Annotated in this window: 24 protein-coding genes; 15 read left to right on the top strand and 9 right to left on the bottom strand. The window is 68.2% G+C overall.

The window, feature by feature from the left end; translation table 11 throughout:
- Positions 1-79 precede the first annotated feature (79 nt).
- Positions 80-316, bottom strand: coding sequence for a 30S ribosomal protein S21 (gene rpsU / locus AC1RJ9_RS06040; protein WP_125159223.1), 237 nt, complete (start codon positions 314-316; stop codon positions 80-82).
- A gap of 182 nt (positions 317-498) precedes the next feature.
- On the opposite strand from rpsU, the gene AC1RJ9_RS06045 reads away from it, so the two are divergent.
- Positions 499-1,188, top strand: coding sequence for a COQ9 family protein (locus AC1RJ9_RS06045; RefSeq protein ID WP_492836836.1), 690 nt, complete (start codon positions 499-501; stop codon positions 1,186-1,188).
- Between the two features lie 117 nt (positions 1,189-1,305).
- Here AC1RJ9_RS06045 and rcdA read toward each other — a convergent pair whose 3' ends face one another.
- Together rcdA and AC1RJ9_RS06055 are read right to left on the bottom strand one after the other, a co-directional pair.
- Positions 1,306-1,815 (bottom strand): protease adaptor protein RcdA, encoded by a 510-nt coding sequence (gene rcdA, locus AC1RJ9_RS06050; RefSeq protein WP_492836837.1) that lies wholly within the window; start codon positions 1,813-1,815, stop codon positions 1,306-1,308.
- Positions 1,816-2,029: 214 nt separating this feature from the next.
- Positions 2,030-2,236 (bottom strand): DUF1192 domain-containing protein, encoded by a 207-nt coding sequence (locus AC1RJ9_RS06055; RefSeq protein ID WP_492836838.1) that lies wholly within the window; start codon positions 2,234-2,236, stop codon positions 2,030-2,032.
- A gap of 73 nt (positions 2,237-2,309) precedes the next feature.
- Between AC1RJ9_RS06055 and AC1RJ9_RS06060 the strand changes: the two genes are divergently transcribed.
- Entirely contained in the window at positions 2,310-3,284 is a 975-nt protein-coding gene (locus AC1RJ9_RS06060; protein WP_492836839.1) for an NAD(P)H-quinone oxidoreductase, read from the top strand.
- Between the two features lie 149 nt (positions 3,285-3,433).
- Positions 3,434-4,147, top strand: a complete 714-nt coding sequence (locus tag AC1RJ9_RS06065; protein ID WP_492836840.1) for a DUF1013 domain-containing protein — start codon at positions 3,434-3,436, stop codon at positions 4,145-4,147.
- Positions 4,148-4,227: 80 nt separating this feature from the next.
- On the opposite strand, the gene AC1RJ9_RS06070 is transcribed toward AC1RJ9_RS06065, so the two are convergent.
- On the bottom strand, positions 4,228-4,401 hold the full coding sequence (locus AC1RJ9_RS06070) for a YdcH family protein (protein ID WP_492836841.1): 174 nt from the start codon (positions 4,399-4,401) through the stop codon (positions 4,228-4,230).
- A gap of 129 nt (positions 4,402-4,530) precedes the next feature.
- Between AC1RJ9_RS06070 and AC1RJ9_RS06075 the strand changes: the two genes are divergently transcribed.
- From AC1RJ9_RS06075 to AC1RJ9_RS06085, 3 genes are read left to right on the top strand one after another with little or no spacing between them, the layout of a single operon-like run.
- A complete protein-coding gene (locus tag AC1RJ9_RS06075; RefSeq protein ID WP_492836842.1) occupies positions 4,531-5,172 on the top strand; it encodes a UbiX family flavin prenyltransferase in 642 nt (213 codons plus the stop codon).
- Positions 5,173-5,177: 5 nt separating this feature from the next.
- Positions 5,178-5,639, top strand: coding sequence for a TIGR02444 family protein (locus AC1RJ9_RS06080; RefSeq protein ID WP_492836843.1), 462 nt, complete (start codon positions 5,178-5,180; stop codon positions 5,637-5,639).
- A 59-nt stretch (positions 5,640-5,698) separates the two neighbouring features.
- Positions 5,699-5,926: a YdcH family protein gene (locus tag AC1RJ9_RS06085; RefSeq protein WP_492836844.1), complete on the top strand. Its 228-nt coding sequence runs from the start codon at positions 5,699-5,701 to the stop codon at positions 5,924-5,926.
- Between the two features lie 6 nt (positions 5,927-5,932).
- Here AC1RJ9_RS06085 and AC1RJ9_RS06090 read toward each other — a convergent pair whose 3' ends face one another.
- Positions 5,933-6,295, bottom strand: coding sequence for a response regulator (locus tag AC1RJ9_RS06090; RefSeq protein ID WP_492836845.1), 363 nt, complete (start codon positions 6,293-6,295; stop codon positions 5,933-5,935).
- A gap of 101 nt (positions 6,296-6,396) precedes the next feature.
- Positions 6,397-7,110 (bottom strand): GGDEF domain-containing protein, encoded by a 714-nt coding sequence (locus tag AC1RJ9_RS06095; RefSeq protein WP_492836846.1) that lies wholly within the window; start codon positions 7,108-7,110, stop codon positions 6,397-6,399.
- Positions 7,111-7,437: 327 nt separating this feature from the next.
- Between AC1RJ9_RS06095 and purE the strand changes: the two genes are divergently transcribed.
- The 3 genes from purE to AC1RJ9_RS06110 all read left to right on the top strand — a co-directional run bounded on the left by purE (position 7,438) and on the right by AC1RJ9_RS06110 (position 9,628).
- Positions 7,438-7,929 (top strand): 5-(carboxyamino)imidazole ribonucleotide mutase, encoded by a 492-nt coding sequence (gene purE / locus AC1RJ9_RS06100; protein ID WP_492836847.1) that lies wholly within the window; start codon positions 7,438-7,440, stop codon positions 7,927-7,929.
- 5 nt (positions 7,930-7,934) lie between these two features.
- Positions 7,935-9,020: a 5-(carboxyamino)imidazole ribonucleotide synthase gene (locus AC1RJ9_RS06105; protein ID WP_492836848.1), complete on the top strand. Its 1,086-nt coding sequence runs from the start codon at positions 7,935-7,937 to the stop codon at positions 9,018-9,020.
- Between the two features lie 89 nt (positions 9,021-9,109).
- Positions 9,110-9,628, top strand: coding sequence for a GNAT family N-acetyltransferase (locus AC1RJ9_RS06110; RefSeq protein WP_125159166.1), 519 nt, complete (start codon positions 9,110-9,112; stop codon positions 9,626-9,628).
- Here the strand turns inward: AC1RJ9_RS06110 and AC1RJ9_RS06115 are convergent.
- A complete protein-coding gene (locus tag AC1RJ9_RS06115; RefSeq protein ID WP_492836849.1) occupies positions 9,625-9,864 on the bottom strand; it encodes a helix-turn-helix domain-containing protein in 240 nt (79 codons plus the stop codon). The two genes, AC1RJ9_RS06110 and AC1RJ9_RS06115, sit on opposite strands and share 4 nt — an antisense overlap.
- Positions 9,864-10,367, bottom strand: coding sequence for a DUF2975 domain-containing protein (locus AC1RJ9_RS06120; RefSeq protein ID WP_492836850.1), 504 nt, complete (start codon positions 10,365-10,367; stop codon positions 9,864-9,866). The genes AC1RJ9_RS06115 and AC1RJ9_RS06120 overlap by 1 nt, the downstream gene beginning before the upstream one ends.
- Before the next feature lie 94 nt (positions 10,368-10,461).
- On the opposite strand from AC1RJ9_RS06120, the gene AC1RJ9_RS06125 reads away from it, so the two are divergent.
- From AC1RJ9_RS06125 to AC1RJ9_RS06150, 6 genes are all read left to right on the top strand, one after another.
- Positions 10,462-11,394, top strand: coding sequence for an ABC transporter ATP-binding protein (locus tag AC1RJ9_RS06125; RefSeq protein ID WP_492836851.1), 933 nt, complete (start codon positions 10,462-10,464; stop codon positions 11,392-11,394).
- Complete coding sequence (locus AC1RJ9_RS06130) at positions 11,394-12,119, top strand: ABC transporter permease (RefSeq protein ID WP_492836852.1); 726 nt, start codon at positions 11,394-11,396, stop codon at positions 12,117-12,119. The genes AC1RJ9_RS06125 and AC1RJ9_RS06130 overlap by 1 nt, the downstream gene beginning before the upstream one ends.
- Positions 12,120-12,162: 43 nt before the next feature.
- Positions 12,163-12,870 carry an aspartate/glutamate racemase family protein gene (locus AC1RJ9_RS06135; RefSeq protein WP_492836853.1) on the top strand — a complete coding sequence of 236 codons (708 nt, stop codon included), beginning with the start codon at positions 12,163-12,165 and terminating at the stop codon, positions 12,868-12,870.
- 158 nt (positions 12,871-13,028) lie between these two features.
- Positions 13,029-15,362: a GH92 family glycosyl hydrolase gene (locus tag AC1RJ9_RS06140; protein WP_492836854.1), complete on the top strand. Its 2,334-nt coding sequence runs from the start codon at positions 13,029-13,031 to the stop codon at positions 15,360-15,362.
- A 64-nt stretch (positions 15,363-15,426) separates the two neighbouring features.
- Positions 15,427-15,621, top strand: a complete 195-nt coding sequence (locus AC1RJ9_RS06145; RefSeq protein WP_492836855.1) for a hypothetical protein — start codon at positions 15,427-15,429, stop codon at positions 15,619-15,621.
- A gap of 20 nt (positions 15,622-15,641) precedes the next feature.
- Positions 15,642-15,950: a hypothetical protein gene (locus AC1RJ9_RS06150; protein ID WP_492836856.1), complete on the top strand. Its 309-nt coding sequence runs from the start codon at positions 15,642-15,644 to the stop codon at positions 15,948-15,950.
- 6 nt (positions 15,951-15,956) lie between these two features.
- Here the strand turns inward: AC1RJ9_RS06150 and pbpC are convergent, their stop codons facing one another.
- The gene (pbpC, locus tag AC1RJ9_RS06155) at positions 15,957-18,182 is read right to left on the bottom strand and encodes a multimodular transpeptidase-transglycosylase PbpC (RefSeq protein WP_492836857.1); all 2,226 of its coding nucleotides are present in this window, start codon (positions 18,180-18,182) and stop codon (positions 15,957-15,959) included.
- Between the last annotated feature and the right edge of the window lie 29 nt (positions 18,183-18,211).

Here is an 18,211-nt window from a genome sequence, read left to right on the forward strand (position 1 = left end):
GCCTCTAGCCCAGAAACGACGAAAGCCGCGCGGATCGCCGCGCGGCTTTCGAGATCTTCGAAGCTGAAGAGGTCTGGTCTTAACGACCAGCCGGCTTCTTCGGCATCGGCAGCAGGCCTTCGCGCTGGGCGCGCTTGCGGGCCAGCTTGCGGGCGCGACGGACGGCTTCAGCCTTTTGGCGAGCGCGCTTTTCCGACGGCTTCTCATAGTGCACGTGCCGCTTCATTTCGCGGAACGAGCCTTCGCGTTGCATCTTCTTCTTCAGAGCCTTCAGGGCCTGATCGACGTTGTTGTCGCGGACGAAAATCTGGACCAGGGGTATCTCTCCATTCGACAGCCCGACCAATATTCCCAAGTCCCTCTTGAGGGGCCGGGCGGGCGAACAAAACCGGGTAACCTGAGAGGGGTTCTCCCAGGCGATGAGGCGGGGCTGATAGCAGAGCGAAGGGCCGCTGTCCATGCGCGACGCGGCCTAAACACCAGTGTAGACTCGGATTTATGACGCAAACCGCCCAGACCGCCGTTCAGACCTCCAGCCAAGCTTCGGATCAACCGGGCTCCTCATGGGCCGACGCCGCCGAGCAGCGCGTACTGGACGAGGCCTTGCGTCTCGCGCCCAAGGCCGGCTGGAACGCCGGGTTGGTCAGTCGCGCCCTGACGGCGGCGGGCCTCGGCGAAGCCGAGGGCCAGCTTCTGTTGCCCGAAGGCCCTCGCGACCTGGCCGCCTTGCTGTCGCGACGCCATGACGCGGTCGCGCTTCGCAAGCTGCGGACGTTCGATCTGGCCACGCTGAAGATTCGCCAGCGGATTCGCGAGGGTGTCGTCGCGCGCCTCGACGCGGCCCAGGAGAACGCCGACGTGCTGCGCCCGCTGGCCGCCTTCCTGGCCTTTCCGACCAACCTGGCCCTGGCCCTGCGGCTGACCTGGGAATCGGCCGATGTGATCTGGCGCTGGGCCGGCGATGTGGCGACCGACGAGAACCACTATTCGAAGCGGGCGATTCTCTCGGGCGTCCTGATCTCGACCCTGGCCGTCGACATGGCCTCGGGCCGCGCTTCGGCGCTGTCGCACCTGGACGCGCGCATCGACAACGTCATGGCCTTCGAGAGGTGGAAGGCGGGCTTCAAGCCCATGGACCTGGCCAGCGAGACGGTCTCGGCCCTGGCCCGCATCCGGTACGGGAAGTAACTGCTCCCCTTTTGGGGGAGCTGTCGGCGAAGCCGACTGAGGGGGCTCTCTCGGCCTAAGCCGCGCTGCCCCCTCCGGCCCTCTGGGCCACCTCCCCCAGCGGGGGAGGAAAGTCTCTTACCCCCCGAACGCCGCCGCGAGACGCTCGAAGTGGGCCTGCACCGGCCGAGGCGCCTCTTCGTTCGGCGATTCCACGTACATGCGGCGATCCAGGTGGCGGACGCGCTCATACAGGCGCTCGGAGCGTTGCAGCAGGTTCATCAGGCCGAAGGGCAGTTCCTCGATGACCGGCGGTTCGCCCGCGGCTTCCGCGCCCAAACGGTAGGATTCAGCGCAGGCGGCTTCCGGCGGCATCTCGCCCTCGCGCACCGCGCGCTGCACCAGCAGCCATGAGGCCACCTGCATCAGGCGGGTGGTCAGACGCATGCTCTCGGTGGCGTAGCCCAGGGCGGCGTTGCGGGAGAGGACCTTGCTGTCATGCCGACCGGCCCCGTCGAGATAGGCGGCGGTCTCCTCGACCAGCTGCATGCCCTCCTCGAACGTACGGTCGAACAGCTCCGATCGCGCGAAATCCTGGATCACTCCAGCGCGCCAAGGGGTGTCCGCGAACGCGTTCACTTCGGTCATATCTACTCAATGCCCCTCGAAAGGCCGCGAGGACGTCTCGCTTGGCGGGGTGGAGTGCAACCCCCGTGCCAGAACTCGCCGTCCCGTTGCGACCCACCCCTTCGATCGACCATACTCTCTCCAGCGCGCCGAGCGCGCGAGAACAGGAATGGGCGTCAGAAGGCGGATGACCGCTTAAGACGCCAGTAACCTCACCGAAACCTTAAAAGAACCCTTAGTCCAGGCGACCAAACAGCGCATTGGCGGCGTCGCGGCCGGCCTTTTTCTTGGCGAGCTGGGTCTTGGTGCGCTCGATTTCGGCCTGCAAGGCCGCGATGCGCTCCTCCAGTTCGGCGACGCCGTAGACCTCCAGGTCCTCGTGGGTCGTCTCGTTCAAGGTGTGTCCGTTGAAGGCGCGAGGCTCCGCGGGCTCTTCGAACATCGGCTTCTCTCCTTTTCCGCGAGCCATCTGACGCCTACCTAGGGGCCAAGGCAAGCATGAGAGGACCCCGAGCATGGCCGGAACGATGACGGCGATCGCGATCGAAGGCGGCAAGGGACCGGCCGAGGCGCTGAAGCCCGTTGAAGTCCAACGCCCCGAGGCGGGGGCTGGTCAGATTCTGATCAAGGTCGCCGCCGCGGGCGTGAACCGCCCCGACCTTCTGCAGCGCATGGGGTTCTACCCGCCGCCGCCGGGCTCGCCGGAGACCTTGGGCCTGGAGGTCGCGGGCGAGGTCGTGACCGGTTCGGGTCGCTGGAAGGCCGGCGATAAGGTCTGCGCCCTGCTGGGCGGCGGCGGCTATGCCCAATACGCGCTGGTCGACGCCCGCCACGCCCTGCCGATCCCCAAGGGCCTGGACCTCCTCCACGCCGCGGCCTTGCCGGAGACCGTCTTCACCGTCTTCGCCAATGTGTTCGAGCATGGCGCCCTGAAGGCCGGCGAGACGCTTCTGGTTCACGGTGGAACGTCCGGAATCGGAACAACCGCCATCGCCATGGCCAAGGCGGCCGGCGCCAAGGTCATCGCCACGGGACGCGGCGCCGACAAGAAGGCCAAGGCCCTGGAGCTGGGCGCCGACATCGCCATCGATGCGAAGGCCGAGGACTTCGCCGCGATCGTCAAGGCGGCCGGCGGCGCCGACGTGGTGCTCGACATGGTCGGGGCCAGCTATTTCGACAAGAACCTCGACGCCCTGAACGTGGGCGGCCGCATCGTCTATATCGCCAGCCTGGGCGGGCCGGTGCTGGAAGTGCCGGTCATGAAGATCATGCAGAAGCGGGCGGTGATCACGGGCTCGACCCTGCGTCCCCGCTCCGCCGACGAGAAGGCGCGGCTGGCCGCCGAGGTCGAGCGCGTGGTCTGGCCGTGGATCGAGGCCGGCCAGGTGAAGCCGCTGATCGACGCGACCTTCCCACTCGCGGACGCCGCCAAGGCCCATGCGCACCTCGAAGCCGGCGAGCACGTGGGCAAGGTGGTGTTGACGGTCTAGGGCCAAGCCTAGAGTGCAGATTCACTCAAAGCTCTGACGTTGCTTTCGTTTGGCTGATCCCCGTTCCCTTTTTCCGAGAACCGGATTATAGCGTTCATCAACATCCCGCCCGGCCGAAAGGCCGGGCGCCGTCATTTCTGGAGGACCGCATGTCCGACATTCTGATGCCCAAGGCGACCGCCGTCTGGCTGGTGGACAACACGTCGCTGAGCTTCGAGCAGATCGCCGATTTCTGCGGCCTGCACCCGCTGGAAGTGCGTGGCATCGCCGACGGTGAAGTGGCGCGCGACATCCGCGGCGCCGACCCGATCGGCAACGGCCAGCTGACCCGCGAAGAGCTGGACAAGGCCCAGGCCAATCCCGACTACCGCATGAAGGCCCAGGTCAGCCGTCACGCCGAGCTGCTGAAGCCCCAGAAGAAGGCGCCGCGCTACACGCCGGTGTCGCGCCGCCAGGACCGTCCGGACGCCATCGCCTGGTTCCTGCGCCACCACCCGGAAGTGACCGACGCCCAGATCTCGAAAATCCTCGGCACCACCAAGGCCACGATCGAGCAGGTCCGAGCCCGCACGCACTGGAACGCGGCCAACATCAAGCCGATCGACCCGGTGACCCTGGGCCTGATCGGCCAGCTGGAGCTGGACGCCCTGGTCAAGAAGGCGGCCGAGAAGAAGGCCAAGGACGACCTGAAGAAGGGCATCCTGCCGGAAGACCCGACCCTGCGACCCGCCTCGGAGGCCGGCCAGTTCGAGCCCGAGGTCGAGGAAGAGGAAGAAGATTTCCGCGCCAAGCGCGGCGACCTCAAGGCCGAGGACGTGTTCGGCAAGGCCGGCGCCTACGTGGACGAGGACGACGAGGACTGATCCTCGTTTCCGAGCTGAAAAAAGCAGAGGCCCCGCTCCGTGCTGGAGCGGGGCCTCTCGTTTTTCGGCTGCCTTAGCAGCTAGTGAAGTCGCGCCCTCAGGCCCTCGATCTCCTCCTTCAGCCGAAGCTTCTGCCGCTTAAGCTCCCTAAGCATCGTTCCGTCACACCCGGGTCGACTGGTCTCCTCCTGGATCTTGCGATCGAGCCCCTCGTGACGGGACCCAAGCTCGCGGATACGGGATTCGATGGCCATGGCTCTCGGCTCCTTGCTGTTGGAGAAGAAAGTGAACACCCGCTGCGCGGCGGTGTCAGATCACATATGATTGCAAGCGGCTCCGCTTGACGTGGCCAGGTTTACTCCCAAGGCGGACGAAAATTTACCATGACGGACGTTTTGAAAGCCGCGGATCGCCCCCAGGATCGCCCCAAGCTGGTCGTTGGAATTTCAGGGGCTTCCGGCGTGGTCTACGGCGTGCGAACCCTGGATGCGTGCCGCGAACTGGGCGTCGAGAGCCACCTCGTCGTCTCGAAGTCGGCGGTGCTGACCCTGCAGCAGGAGACCGGCCAGTCGGTCGCCGAGCTCAATGAGCGGGCGGATGTTGTCCATCGCGTGAGCGACATTGGGGCGGCCATCGCCTCGGGCTCGTTCCGCACCCTGGGCATGGTCATCGCGCCCTGCTCGGTGCGGACGATGAGCGAAATCGCCACCGGCGTAACGTCCTCGCTGCTGACCCGGGCCGCCGACGTGACCCTGAAGGAGCGCCGGCCGCTGGTGCTGCTGGTGCGCGAGACGCCGCTGCACCTGGGCCACCTGCGGACCATGACCAGGCTGGCCGAGATGGGCGCGGTGATCGCCCCGCCGCTGCCCGCCTTCTACGCCAAGCCCGCCACGATCGCCGAGATGGTCGACCAGTCGGTGGGCCGGGCGCTGGACCTGTTCGATCTCTCATGGAAGCCGGTGAAGCGCTGGGGCGAGGACCTCGCCACCCTCTCCGGCAAGGATGCTCAAGGCGAGGAAGGTTAACGCCGATGCGGATCTGGGACTGGGCCCTCGAGGTCTATGCGCGTCAACCTGTCGCGGAGGCGTGCCTGCACTTGCAGGACGCCCACGGCCAGAACGTGCCCTACCTGCTATGGGCCGCCTGGATGGCCGGGGAAGGGCGCTCGGCCGACCTGAAGGATGCGGCCAGGACGATGCGCGCTTGGGACGCCGAGGTCGGCGCGCCCCTGCGCGGCGTGCGCCGGGCGCTGAAGCCCTCGCGCCCTCCGGTCGATGACGCCGCCAGGGAGGCCCTGCGCGACGCCGTGAAGGCCGCCGAGCTGAAGGGCGAGCGGGTGCTGATGGAAAGCCTGGAGGCTCTGAGCGGTCCGCCGGGCGCGCCGGCGCCGGTGCTGGACGGCCTGGCCGCCGCCGCCGAGGCCTCGGGCGACCCGCCTCGCCGCGCCGCTTTGGAAAAGCTGGCGGTCGCGCTTGAAAAGTCCACGGGCTGAGCGCCTTTACGGCTCGTCAGCCTTTGCTATCTAAATCCCTACTGGGGCTCACCTGAGATATGTCCATGAACGACGATGATCCGTCGGAAGACACCGACATCGCGATCGAACGTCGCCTTGCCGACCTGCGCGAGGATCACAAGGATCTCGACGACGCCATCCGAGCGCTGGAAGAGCGCTACCAGCCCGACATGCTGCAGGTCGCCCGCCTGAAGCGCAAGAAGCTGGCCCTCAAGGACGAGATCGGCCGGCTGGAAGACCAGCTTACCCCCGACATCATCGCGTAGGCGGCGTCAGGCGGCGATCGCGGTCGCTTCCAGGTCGCGGACGGTCTGCAGCAGGCGACCCGGGGTGATCGGCTTTTCCAGCCGCGCGTCGGCGTGCTGGTCGTCCTTCAGCAGGCGGGCGTCGACGGCCGAGGCCATCAGGGTCATGGCGCTGGGGCGAGCCTTGCGCACGGCGCTGACCAGCTCGCCGCCGCTCATGCGCGGCATCGAGTGGTCGGTGATCACCAGGTCGGGCTTGAACCGGTCCAAGGCCTCATAGGCTTCCTGGCCGTCCCGACACAGCAGGACGTCAAACCCCGCCTCGGTCAGGGTGATTTCGTAGATCAGCGAGAGGACAGGGTCATCCTCGGCGATCAGAATACGCTGCATCCGTCCCACGCCCAGTCATGCTTAACAGACTATGAAGATCTGTTACCGCGACCGGCGGGGGCCGTCGCCGCGCGATAAGGTCGCATTCCCTTGAGTTGTCGTCAGGCTTGCTTCCGCTTGCGGACGAACATGGCGGCGTCGGCTTCGGCCAGGGCCTGTTCCGGATCGGCGCCGGGCTCGATCTCGCGCACGCCGTAGGAGATATGCAGCGGGGCCGACCATTCGCCGAACTCGACCGGCGCGGAGCGGACAGCGTCGGCCAGGCTCTGAGCCTTGGACAGGGCGGTTTCCTTGTCGGCCTGGGCCAGCAGCACGGCGAACTCGTCGCCGCCCATGCGGCCCACGACGTCGCTCTCGCGGACATTGGCCAGCAGGCGCTTGGCGACGGCCTTCAGGGCCTCGTCGCCAGCGGCGTGGCCGAAGCGGTCGTTGACGGCCTTGAAGTTGTCAAGGTCGAAGAACACCACGCTGGCCGGCGAGCCGTAGCGCTGGGCGAAGGCCGAGACGCGCTTCATCTCGCGCAGGAACGCCCGGCGGTTCAGCACCGGCGTCAGCACGTCCATGTCGGCCAGGCCCTGCGCCTCGTTCAGGCGCAGCTTCAGCATGGCGACCTCGTTCCGCAGGTCGTCGATCTCGCTCATCAGGGTCTGAAGCGCCTCGATGACCTTCGGGCTCATGTCGGCTTCCGTGAGGCCCAGGAAGGCGGCGCTGTCGGGGGCGGCCACCTCGCGCGCCACGACCTGAGCCCCGGCGCGCGCGAGGGCGCGCTTGCGGATGGCGGCGAAAGGTTCGGTTCGGGCGCCGGAGATCTTCATGAGTTCACAGGGAATCGTTATGGCACAGCTAGCATTAAGGTTAACGGGAACGCCGTTCGACGCAATCGGGGGCGCCGATAAGCCGCAGGCGCGGATCGACGCGCCCACTCTAGAGGCGACCCCGGAACGTTTTGTGTCGTTTTGGGCTTGCCGGAGCGGGCGGACGCGCATACGGGGCGGCCTTCCGACGCTCGCCCAGAGCGTGGCAGCCGAAAGTGTAAGCGGTTTCGGCGTCTGCCACGCTCTAGATGTTTGAGGTAGAGCCTGTTTATCCGTTTCTGATGTCTCCATCAGAAACGGACAGGCTCTAGCAGAGAGACGACGCCGATGCCTTCGACCACGCCGCCCGTCGCCATCATCATGGGCAGCCGCTCGGACTGGCCGACCATGAAGGGCGCGGCCGACGCGCTGGACGCCCTGGGCGTGACCTACGAGGCCAAGGTTGTCTCGGCCCACCGCACCCCTCAGCGTCTGTTCGACTTCGCCACCGGCGCGGAAGCCGCCGGCTACAAGGTGATCATCGCCGGGGCCGGCGGCGCGGCGCATTTGCCGGGCATGGCCGCCTCGATGACCAATCTTCCGGTGCTGGGCGTGCCGGTGCAATCCAAGGCGCTGAGCGGCCTCGACAGCCTGCTCTCGATCGTCCAGATGCCCGGCGGCGTCCCAGTGGCGACCCTGGCGATCGGCGAGGCTGGGGCCAAGAACGCTGGCCTCCTGGCCGCCCAGATTCTGGCCCTGTCGGATCCGGCCCTCAACCAGCGCCTGTCGGCCTTCCGCCAGGCCCAGACCGACAGCGTCGCCGAGAGCGTCGAGGACTGATCCAGATGCCTGAGTTTCCCCTCGTTCCCGGTTCGACCATCGGCATCCTCGGCGGGGGCCAACTGGGCCGCATGCTGGCCCAGGCCGCCGCCCGGCTGGGCTTCGATGTCGTCATCCAGGATCCGGAAGAGAATTCACCCGCCGGCCGCGTCGCCGCCCGCCAGATCGTCGCCGCTTACGACGACCGCTGGGCGCTGAAGCGCCTGGCCGAGGCCTGCGACGTCGTCACCTACGAGTTCGAGAACGTCCCGGCCGACACCGTGTCGGAACTGGCCGCCCTGGGCGCGGTGGTCTCGCCGGGCGCCAAGGCCCTGGCCGCCGCTCAGGACCGGGTGGTCGAGAAGAGTTTCCTGGCCGAGATCGGCGTGCCGACGGTGGCCTTCGCCGCCGTCCAGGACAGCGAGAGCCTGGCCGCGGCGGTCGCCAAGATCGGCGCGCCGTCGCTGCTGAAGACGCGCCGCGATGGCTATGACGGCAAGGGCCAGGCCTGGATCCAGAAGGCTTCCGACGCCGAGGCCGCGTTCGAGAAGATCGGCCGGCGCGCCGCCATTCTCGAGGCTCCCGCCGACTTCGGCCGCGAACTGTCGGTGATCGCCGCCCGTAGCCGCGACGGTGAGATCGCCTGCTATCCCCTGTCGGAGAACCACCACGAAGGCGGCGTGCTCAAGCGCACCGTGGCGCCCGCCAAGGTCACGCCGGCGACCCGCGACCAGGCCGAGACCATCGCCATCAAGATCCTGACCGCCCTGGACTATGTCGGGGTGATCGGTGTGGAGCTGTTCGAGCTGGCTGGCGGCAAGCTGCTGGTCAACGAGTTCGCCCCGCGCGTCCACAACACCGGCCACTGGACCCAGGACGGCTGCGAGGTCGACCAGTTCGAGCAGCACATCCGCGCTGTCGCCGGCTGGCCGCTGGGCCCGACCGACCCGCACCATCATGTCGAGATGACCAACCTGCTGGGCGCTGACGTCGACGCCTGGCGCAAGCTGGCCGCCGAGCCGGAGACCCGCGTCCACCTCTACGGCAAGGGCGAGGCCCGGCCGGGACGGAAGATGGGCCACGTGAACCGGTTGCGGCCCCTGCGGGACTAGGGGGCGGCGGCGCGTCGCCCTTGCGGGGCTTGGCGGTCGCCGGGAAGCGCCTAAGGTCGAGCGACGAATCTTGGCCTTGGGGATACGCCTTGTCGCCCACGCTCGAAACCGAACGCCTGATCCTGCGGGTCCCGGTGCAGGACGACTTCGACGCCGGCTGGGCCGAGTTCCACGGCGATCCCGAGTGCATGCGCTATCTGGGCGGCGCCATGCCGCGCAGCATCGCCTGGCGCGCCATGGCCCAGGTGGTCGGCATGTGGCCGCTGCGCGGGTTCGGGACCTTCTCGGTGATCGAGAAGGCCACCGGGCGCTGGGTCGGTCGCTCCGGTCCCTGGCAGCCGGAGGGCTGGCCGGCGCGGGAGGTCGGCTGGATGCTGCACCGCTCGGCCTGGGGCCGGGGCTACGCCACCGAGGCGGCTGGCGCTTGCCTGAAGTTCGTGTTCGAGGACCTGGGCTGGACGTCGGTGGCCCACATGATCCATCCCGACAATCTCGCCTCGCAGGCCGTCGCCGCCCGACTGGGCTCGCGGCTGATCAGGATGGTCGATCTGCCGCCGCCGATGGACGTGGCCGGCCCGACCCAGATGTGGGGTCAGGACGCGCCTTAGTCCCCGTCGTCGGGCGCGGTCAGGTCAGACGTGTCGAACGCGTAGTCCAGCAGGTCGCCCGGCTTGCAGTCCAGAGCCGCGCACAGACGGGCCAGGGTGCGGAAGCGGATGCCCTTGACCTTGCCCGAGCGGAACAGGGACAGCTGGGTCTCGCTGAGGCCGACCTCCTGGGCCAGGTCGCGGGCTTTGAGGCCCTTGGCGACGATCAAGGCGTCCAGGGTGACGCGAACGGGCATCAGACAATCTCGTCGAGTTCGGCCTGCGCCGCCAGGGCCTGGTCCATCACGCGGCCCAGCAGGAAAAGGGCGCCGCCGATCATGCCCAGCGTCATGCCGGCCACGTCGAAGTTCAGATAGCTGCGCTTGTCCGCCCCGACCAGCCGCATCAGGTTGATGACCACGAAGACGCTGGCGACGCCGCCGACCCCCAAGGCCAGGCCGACGCGGCGCAGGGCCGAGGGCAGGGCGGCCTGGATCAGCCGGCCCTTGGCGATCTCGCCCAGCGCCTGGCCGATCGACCACACCCCGAACAGGTAGCAGACGGCCGGGATGTACTGGATCGTGATGGCGAGCACCTTGGCGGGGGCGGGCGCCGTCGGCCTGTGCAGGGCCATCAGCAGCAGCGGCGCGATCCAGGCCATCAGCGCCAGGAGCAGGCCGACACTGACGACCATGAACACGGCCAGCCAGCGGAACTGGCCGCACATGCGGCGGAATTTCTCGGCGTCATTGGCGTTCACGGCGGCCTCCCAACCTGTCTCATCTTTAATCTTGACTTAAAGACGATCGCTTCGCAACTTTATATCTGACTTAAACGAAAGTGAGCGCCGCCGCATGTCCGTCGCCATCGAAACCGAAGGTCTGTCCCGTCGTTTCGGCCCGCGCCTGGCGGTCGACGGCGTGTCGATGACCGTGCCCGAGCGGGCCGTGTACGGCTTCCTGGGCCGCAACGGCGCGGGCAAGACCACGACGCTGAAGATGGTGCTGGGCCTGATCCGTCCGACCTCAGGCGTGGCCAGGGTCTGCGGCGTCGACGTCGCCCGCGACCGCATCGGCGCGGCGCGCAAGGTCGGGGCGCTGCTGGAGGCGCACGGTTTCTACGGCAACCTGACCGGTCGGGAGAACCTGGCCCTGACCACGACTCTGCTGGGCTGTCCCGCCAGCGAGATCGACCGGGTGCTGGAGGTGGTCGAGATGCGTCCCGACGCCGGTCGCAAGGTGGCCGGCTATTCGCTGGGCATGCGCCAGCGGCTTGGCCTGGCCCGCGCCATGCTGGGCGCGCCGCCGGTGCTGGTGCTGGACGAGCCGACCAACGGTCTCGACCCCGACGGCATCGCCGACATGCGCCGGTTCCTCAAGAGCCTGCCAGAGCGCACCGGCGCCACCGTGCTGCTGTCCAGCCACCTGCTGGGTGAGATCGAGCAGACCGCCACCCATGTCGGCGTCGTCAATGACGGCCGGCTGGTGCTGGAGGGCGAGCTTTCCCGCCTGAAGGCCGGCCTCGCGCCGGAGATCGTCCTGCGCACCGGCGACGATGCGCGGGCCGCCGCGCTGCTGCGCGCCCACGGCCTGGACGTCCGCGTCGCCGAAAGCCTGACCGTGGCCCTGGACGCCGGCGACGCTGTCGACCCGGCCGTGGCCGGGCTCACCGCCCTGCTGGTCGAGGCCGCCGTTCCCGTCTTCGCCATCGGTCCCCGCGCCCAGTCGCTGGAGGACATCTTTCGCCGCGTCGCCGTTCCTGCCCCCCGTCAAGCCGAGGCCGCCTGATGCTCGCCGTCCTGTCCGTCGAATTGCGCAAGCTGAACCGCTCGCTGGCCGCCGTCCTGGCCATCGCCGCGCCGTCGCTGATCGCAGCCTTCCTGTTCTTCCTGGTGCTGCGCGGCGATAAGGCCCCGCCGTGGGACAGGCTGTTGGAAGGCTCGACCACCGCATGGGCCTTCTTCATGCTGCCCATGAGCGTGACGGCCCTGACCGCCCTGGTCGCGCACATGGAGCATGGACCCCGCGCCTGGGATCATCTGCGGGCGCTGCCGGTTCCGCGCTGGAAGCTCTATGCCGCCAAGGCGATCTGCGTGATCGCCGTGGTCACGGTCATGAGCGGCCTGAACCTTCTGCTGAGCTGGGCGTCGGTCTCTGCGGCGGCGACGATCAAGCCCGTCATGACGCCGACCGGGACGGTGGACGTGGCGCGCCTGCTGCTGCTGAATCTCAAGATCGTCGCCGCCGCGATCCTGCTGACCGCCATACAGCTGTGGACCGCCCTGCGCTTCGCCAGCTTCGTGCCGGCCCTGGCGATCGGCATCGGCGGGACCTTTTTCTCGGTGGTGGCGACCTCGGCCAAGGAGGGGGTGTTCTTCCCCTGGCAGATGCCGGTCAACATGCTGGCCAGGGAGACGTGGCGGGTAGAGACCGCCCTGGCGCTCGGCGGCGGCCTTGGCCTGGTCGCCCTGGCTGTAGCCATCGCCCATCTGGCGCGGCGCGAGGTGTTGTAACCCCGCGCCGGGCTCTCTAGGACCGTCTCCGACGGAGGACGGCATGACCGAACAGGCGCTCATCGGATTGATCGGCGGCATGAGCTGGGAAAGCTCGGCCCAGTACTACCGGCTGATCAACGAGGCGGTGCGGGACCGGCTGGGCGGCGTCGCCTCGGCCAAGACCTTGATGTGGTCGTTCGACTTCGCCGAGATCGAGCATCTGCAGCACGCCGGCCGCTGGCCCGAACTGTCGCGCCGCCTGGCCGACGCCGCGCGGGCGCTAGAGGCTGGCGGCGCGGACTTCCTGGTCCTCTGCACCAACACCATGCACCGCGAGGCCGACGCCATCGAGGCGGCGGTGAAGATTCCGCTGCTGCACATCGCCGACCCGACGGGCGAGGCGATCAAGGCCGCCGGCATGACGACGGTCGGCCTGCTGGGCACGGCCTTCACCATGGAGCACGACTTCTATCGCGGCCGCCTTGAGCGGAAGCACGGCCTGACCGTGCTGACCCCGGACGCCGACGACCGCGCCGCCGTGCACCGGATCATCTACGAGGAGTTGGTGACCGGCCAGGTGCTCGACGCTTCCCGCGAGGCCTACAAGGCGGTGATCGCGCGACTGGTGGCGCGGGGCGCCCAGGCGATCATCCTGGGCTGTACCGAGATCATGCTGCTGATCGGCCAAGCCGACAGCCCGGTCCCGGTGTTCGACACCACGACCCTCCACGCGATGGCGGCGGTGGACAGGGCGTTGGGCGAGCAATAATTTCCACTGTCATCCCGGCCGTAGCTTAGCGGAGAGCCGGGACCGCAACAGACGCTGAGCTTCCGGCGGTCCCGGCTCGGCGCGCTTCGCGCTTGGCCGGGATGACAAGCGTGTGGGCGCTGCTACGGTGCCCCCGCTCAAGTTGCGGAGTTACCTGAATGCGTCTGCGCCTCGCCCTGCTCGCCAGCCTCTCGATCCTGGCGGCGACGCCCGTCCTGGCCCAGACCACCACAGCCTACGAGTCCGTCGACCCGTTCATCGGCACGGGCGGCGACGGTCACACCTTCCCGGGGGCGGTGGTCCCGTTCGGCATGGTGCAGCTGAGCCCCGACACCGACATCCTGCCGTTCAAGCAGAGCTACGCCCGCGCGGCCGGCTACCGCTTCGGCGACCCGACCATCCTGGGCTTCTCGCACACCCACTTCTCGGGCGCGGGCCATTCGGACCTCGGCGACATCCTGCTGACCCCTGTCGCGGGCGAGGCCAAGCTGGAGCCGGGCGAGGCCGACAAGCCGGGCTCGGGCTACCGCTCGCGCTACAGCCACGACACCGAGGTGGCCCAGCCGGGCTATTACGCCGTGACCCTCAGCGACAGCCGCGTGCGCGCCGAGCTGACGGCCGGCCTGCGCACCGGCCTGCACCGCTACACCTTCCAGAAGGGCGACCGCGCCCAGGTGCTGATCGACCTGCGCAGCTCGATCTACAACTATCCGGGCAAGGTGCTTTGGTCGCGCCTGCGGGTCTCGCCGGACGGCGTGGTCACCGGCTATCGCGAGACGCGCGGCTGGGCGCCGGGGCGCAAGCTGTTCTTCGCTATCAGGTTCGACCGTCCGCTGGTCGGCCAGGCGTTCCGGAACACCGAGAAGGACGTGCCCTATAACGGCTTCGCCCAGCCGGGGCGGACGCCCAACGACCGCGCCCAGGTCCAGGGCCGCGCCCTGGTCGGGGTGTTCGACTTCGGCCAGATCGACGGGCCGCTGACCGTGAAGGTGGCGCTGTCGTCGGTCAGCGAGGACGGGGCGATCGCCAACCTCGCCAGCGACGAGCCGGGCTTCGACTTCGACGCCCAGCGCGCCCGCGCCAGGACCGCCTGGGAGAAGGCCCTGGGCGCGGTCGACATCGAGGCCCCGGCCCCGATGAAGAAGACGCTCTACACGGCGCTCTACCACACCCTGCTGGCGCCCAGCGTCTATGCCGACGCCGACGGCCGCTACCGGGGGCCCGACGACCAGGTGCACGAGGGCAAGCTGGACGGCCGCCCGTTCACCTTCCACTCGACCTTCTCGCTGTGGGACACCTTCCGGGCCGAGCATCCGCTGCTGACCCTGATCCAGCCGGCCGACTACACTAATGACGTGGTCAACTCGCTGATCGCCTCGCAGAAGCAGAGCCCCTACGGCATCCTGCCGGTCTGGCAGTTCCACGGCCAGGAGACCTGGACGATGATCGGCTACCACGCCGTTCCGGTCATCGCCGACGCCTGGATGAAGGGCATCCGCGGCTATGACGGCAAGGCGGCCCTGGACGCCATGGTCAAGAGCGCGACCTACGCCCCCTATGGCGGTCTCGGCGACTACATGAAGCTGGGCTACGCGCCGATCGACAAGGAGCCGGAAGCCGCCTCCAAGACCGTCGAATACGCCTATGACGACTGGACCATCGCCCGCATGGCCAAGGACATGGGCCAGGATGAGGTCGCCAAGACCTTCGAGAAGCGGGCGTCGTACTGGCGCAACAGCTTCGATACGAAGACCGGCTTCCTGCGGGCCCGCAAGTCCGATGGGACCTTCCGCGAGCCGTTCAATCCGACCGCCATCAACTACGGCTCGGACTACACCGAGGGCAACGCCTGGCAATATTCGTGGTTCGCGCCGCAGGACCTGGGCGGGATCGTCAAGACGCTGGGCGGCGACGCGGCGACGGTCAGGAAGCTGGACGCGATGTTCGACTTCGACAACTCCAAGGTCGACTACTCGCACGCCGAGGACATCGCCGGCCTGATCGGCCAGTACATCCACGGCAACGAGCCCAGCCACCACGTGGCCTATATGTACGACTACGCCGGCGCCCCATGGCGCACCCAGGCCCGCCTGACCCAGATCATCAAGAGCCAGTACAAGCCCACGCCCGACGGCCTGTCGGGCAATGACGACCTGGGCCAGATGTCGGCCTGGCTGATGTTCACCAGCCTGGGCTTCTATCCGGTGACCCCGGCCTCGAACGAATACGCCATCGGCCGGCCGTTCGTGGACAGGGCGGCGCTGAACCTCCCAAACGGCAAGCGCTTCACGGTGCGCGCCGAGGGGCTGGCCGACGACAGGCCGTACGTTGGCAAGGTGACGCTGAACGGCAAGCCGCTGACCCGGGCCTATCTCAAGCACGACGAGATCGTGGCCGGCGGCGAACTGGTCTTCACGATGAGCGCCACGCCGAACAAGACCTGGGCGGCGAAGGTGGCGGATCGGCCGACGTCGCTGACGGGTTACCGGTAGGGCGCGTCGATTGGCGGCGTGACAAGTCGTCGAAGTTGGCGTTATGTTCCGGGTAGGAGTTCTCATGACCCGCCCGACGAACACCGCCAACTTCCTGAGGCCGCCGAGTCATTCGTCGGGGTCCATGCCAAGCGAGCTTATGTCCGATGAGGAACGCGCGGCACGAGGCCGAGCGCAGATCGCGGCAGGTGACTGCATCGAGGACGACGAACTCGACGCCTTCCTCGATAGCTTGCTGCTTCCAGACGCCGAGGGCTGAGGGGAGCCTTGTCTTGGAAGGTGACTCTTTCCAAGGACGCGCAGGTCGAGATGCGCAACATCACCAAATGGTTATCTCAGCCCGGCGCCGGTGCTGCTGCGTGGCGAAAGCTCGACGCCCTTAAGAAGAACGTAAAAGACCTTCGACGTGATCCGTTGCGACACCCGATCTTCGGCTTGGCTGGGAGGCGTAAATGCAGCTCGCCAGGAGGATATGAGGTCCACTACGACGTTGTACCGGAGCCGCCCGGATCCATGTCAGCGGGCGTCGTCGAGGTGCTGTTCGTCAAGAGCCCATACCAAGACTACACGACCTTCGCGGATCGATAGCCCCGATCAGTAAGGCAGCCGCTCCGGCGAGGGCGGGGCGGGACCCGTCGGGGGCGCCATGGTCTCGGCCGCCTTCGCCGCCGCGTCCAGTTCCGAGGCCGCGCGCGCGAATTCCGCCGACAGGGTCTCGTAGTAGCCGTTGCGCGGATCCGGCTCGGTCTGCGGCGCGGGGTCCGGCAGCAACCAGTCGAAGTCGCGGACCGCCAGGGTCTGGTGGGCGGTCATCATGAAGCGGCGCCAGATGCTGGCCGGGATGTCGCCGCCGACCACCTTGTTCATAGGCTTCTCGTCGTCATTGCCGACCCAGACGCCGGTCACGTAGTCGGGCGTGAAGCCGACGAACCAGGCGTCGCGCCAGTTCTGGCTGGTGCCGGTCTTGCCGGCCGCCGGCCGGCCGAAGGCGGCGCGCTGGGCCGTGCCCTCGGTGACGACCTTCTTCATCATCTTGACCATGATGCTGGCGTGGCCGACGTCATAGACGCGGCGCTCGGCCTGTGGAGGCTGGTGCTGGAACAGCGCCTGGCCGTCCTGGGTGGTGACCGTCTCGATGACATAGGGCTCGATCCGGACGCCGCCCTGCTGGAAGACCTGGAAGCCCGAGGTCAGCTGCAGCAGGCTCACCTCGTACGAGCCCAGGGCCACCGACAGGTCGGGGACGGGCGGCAGGGTGGTGATGCCGAAGCGGCGGACCAGGTCGCCGATCGCCGCGCCGCCGGCCTCCTGGCCCAGCTTCACGGCCACGGTGTTGATCGAGTTGATCAGGGCGCGCTCGACGGTCATCGGACCGCGATAGCCGCCGCTGTAGTTCTCGGGGCTCCAGTCGCCGAACCTGACCGGCTCGTCGACGCGGATGTCGGTGGGCAGCACGCCCTTCTCGACGGCGGCGGCGTAGACGAACGGCTTGAAGGTCGAGCCCGGCTGGCGGCGGGCCTGGACGGCGCGGTTGAACGGGCTCTCGCCATAGTCCGTGCCGCCGACCATGGCCCGGATGGCGCCCTCGGTCGACAGCGACAGCAAAGCCGCCTGGCGGGCGCCCGAGCGGGTGGTCTCGGTGGCCATGGTCTGGCGCACGATCTCGGCGCCCTCGCGCTGCAGCAGCGGGTCGATGGTCAGGCGCACCACCAGGTCCGGCGCGTTCTGGCCGGCGATCTTCACCGCCTCGGTGGTGGCGTAGTCCAGCACCCAGCCGTAGTCGCCCTCGTCCTGCAGGGCCATCGGCGACAGGCGCGGGGTGTCGTCCAGCGCGCGGCTTTCCTGCTCGGCGGTGATCCAGCCTTCCTTGCGCATGTTCGCCAGGATCAGGCGCGAGCGGGCCAGGGCCCGTTCCATGTCGTTGGTCAGCGCCAGGCGCGACGGGGCCTTGGGCAGGCTGGCCAGCAGGGCCGCCTCGGACAGGGTGAGCTGGCTGGCGGGCTTGCCGAAATAGGTCTGGGACGCGCCGTCGACGCCGTAGGTGCCGGCCCCGAAATAGATGCGGTTCAGATAGAGCTCGAGAATCTCGTCCTTGGTCAGGACCTGCTCGAGCTTCCAGGCCAGCAGCATCTCCTGGAGCTTGCGCTTCACGACGCGGTCGGGCGTCAGGAACAGGCCCTTGGCCAACTGCTGGGTCAGGGTCGAGGCGCCCTGCTTGGTCTTGCCGCCGCGCCAGTTGACCCAGGCGGCCCGGACGATGCCCTGGGCGTCGATCGGTCCGTGTTGGTAGAAACGCCTGTCCTCGGCCGCCAGGAAGGCCTGGGGTACGTAGTTGGGCACGGCGCCGATGGTGATGCGCTGGCCATAGCGCGGGCCGCGCGTGGCGATCACCTGGCCGTTGCGGTCCTCGAAGCGGATGCCGGGCGCGCGGTTGACCGCGAACAGCGCCGAGCGCGAGGGTAGGGGCGGGGTGTCCTTGAGGTACTTCTGCCAGACATAGGCCGCGCCGCCGCCGGCGGCGAGCACGCCGATCAGGAACGAGACCAGCAGCACGCCCCAGATCCAGCCCCACTTGCGGGCTTTCTTCCTGGCGGCGCGGTGCTTGAGGTCGGCGCGGAAGGGCTCCTCCGGAGGCGGAGGCGGCGGCGGCTGATGGGAGGGCGGCGCGCCCGGCGACAGCTGGAACGGATCCCGCAGCGGTTCCGGCTGCGCCCACGGGTCGTGGGGCGGCTCAGGCGGCGCGCCGGCGGCAGGCTCCGACCTGCGTTTGGACGGATCCTTGTCGTCGAATTTGTACGGCGGAAGGGTCCAGTCGTTCACGGTCTGAGTCAGGCTCTGTTTGGTCGCCA

The sequence above is a fragment of the Caulobacter sp. GW822-FHT07D08 genome (genome assembly GCF_058798735.1).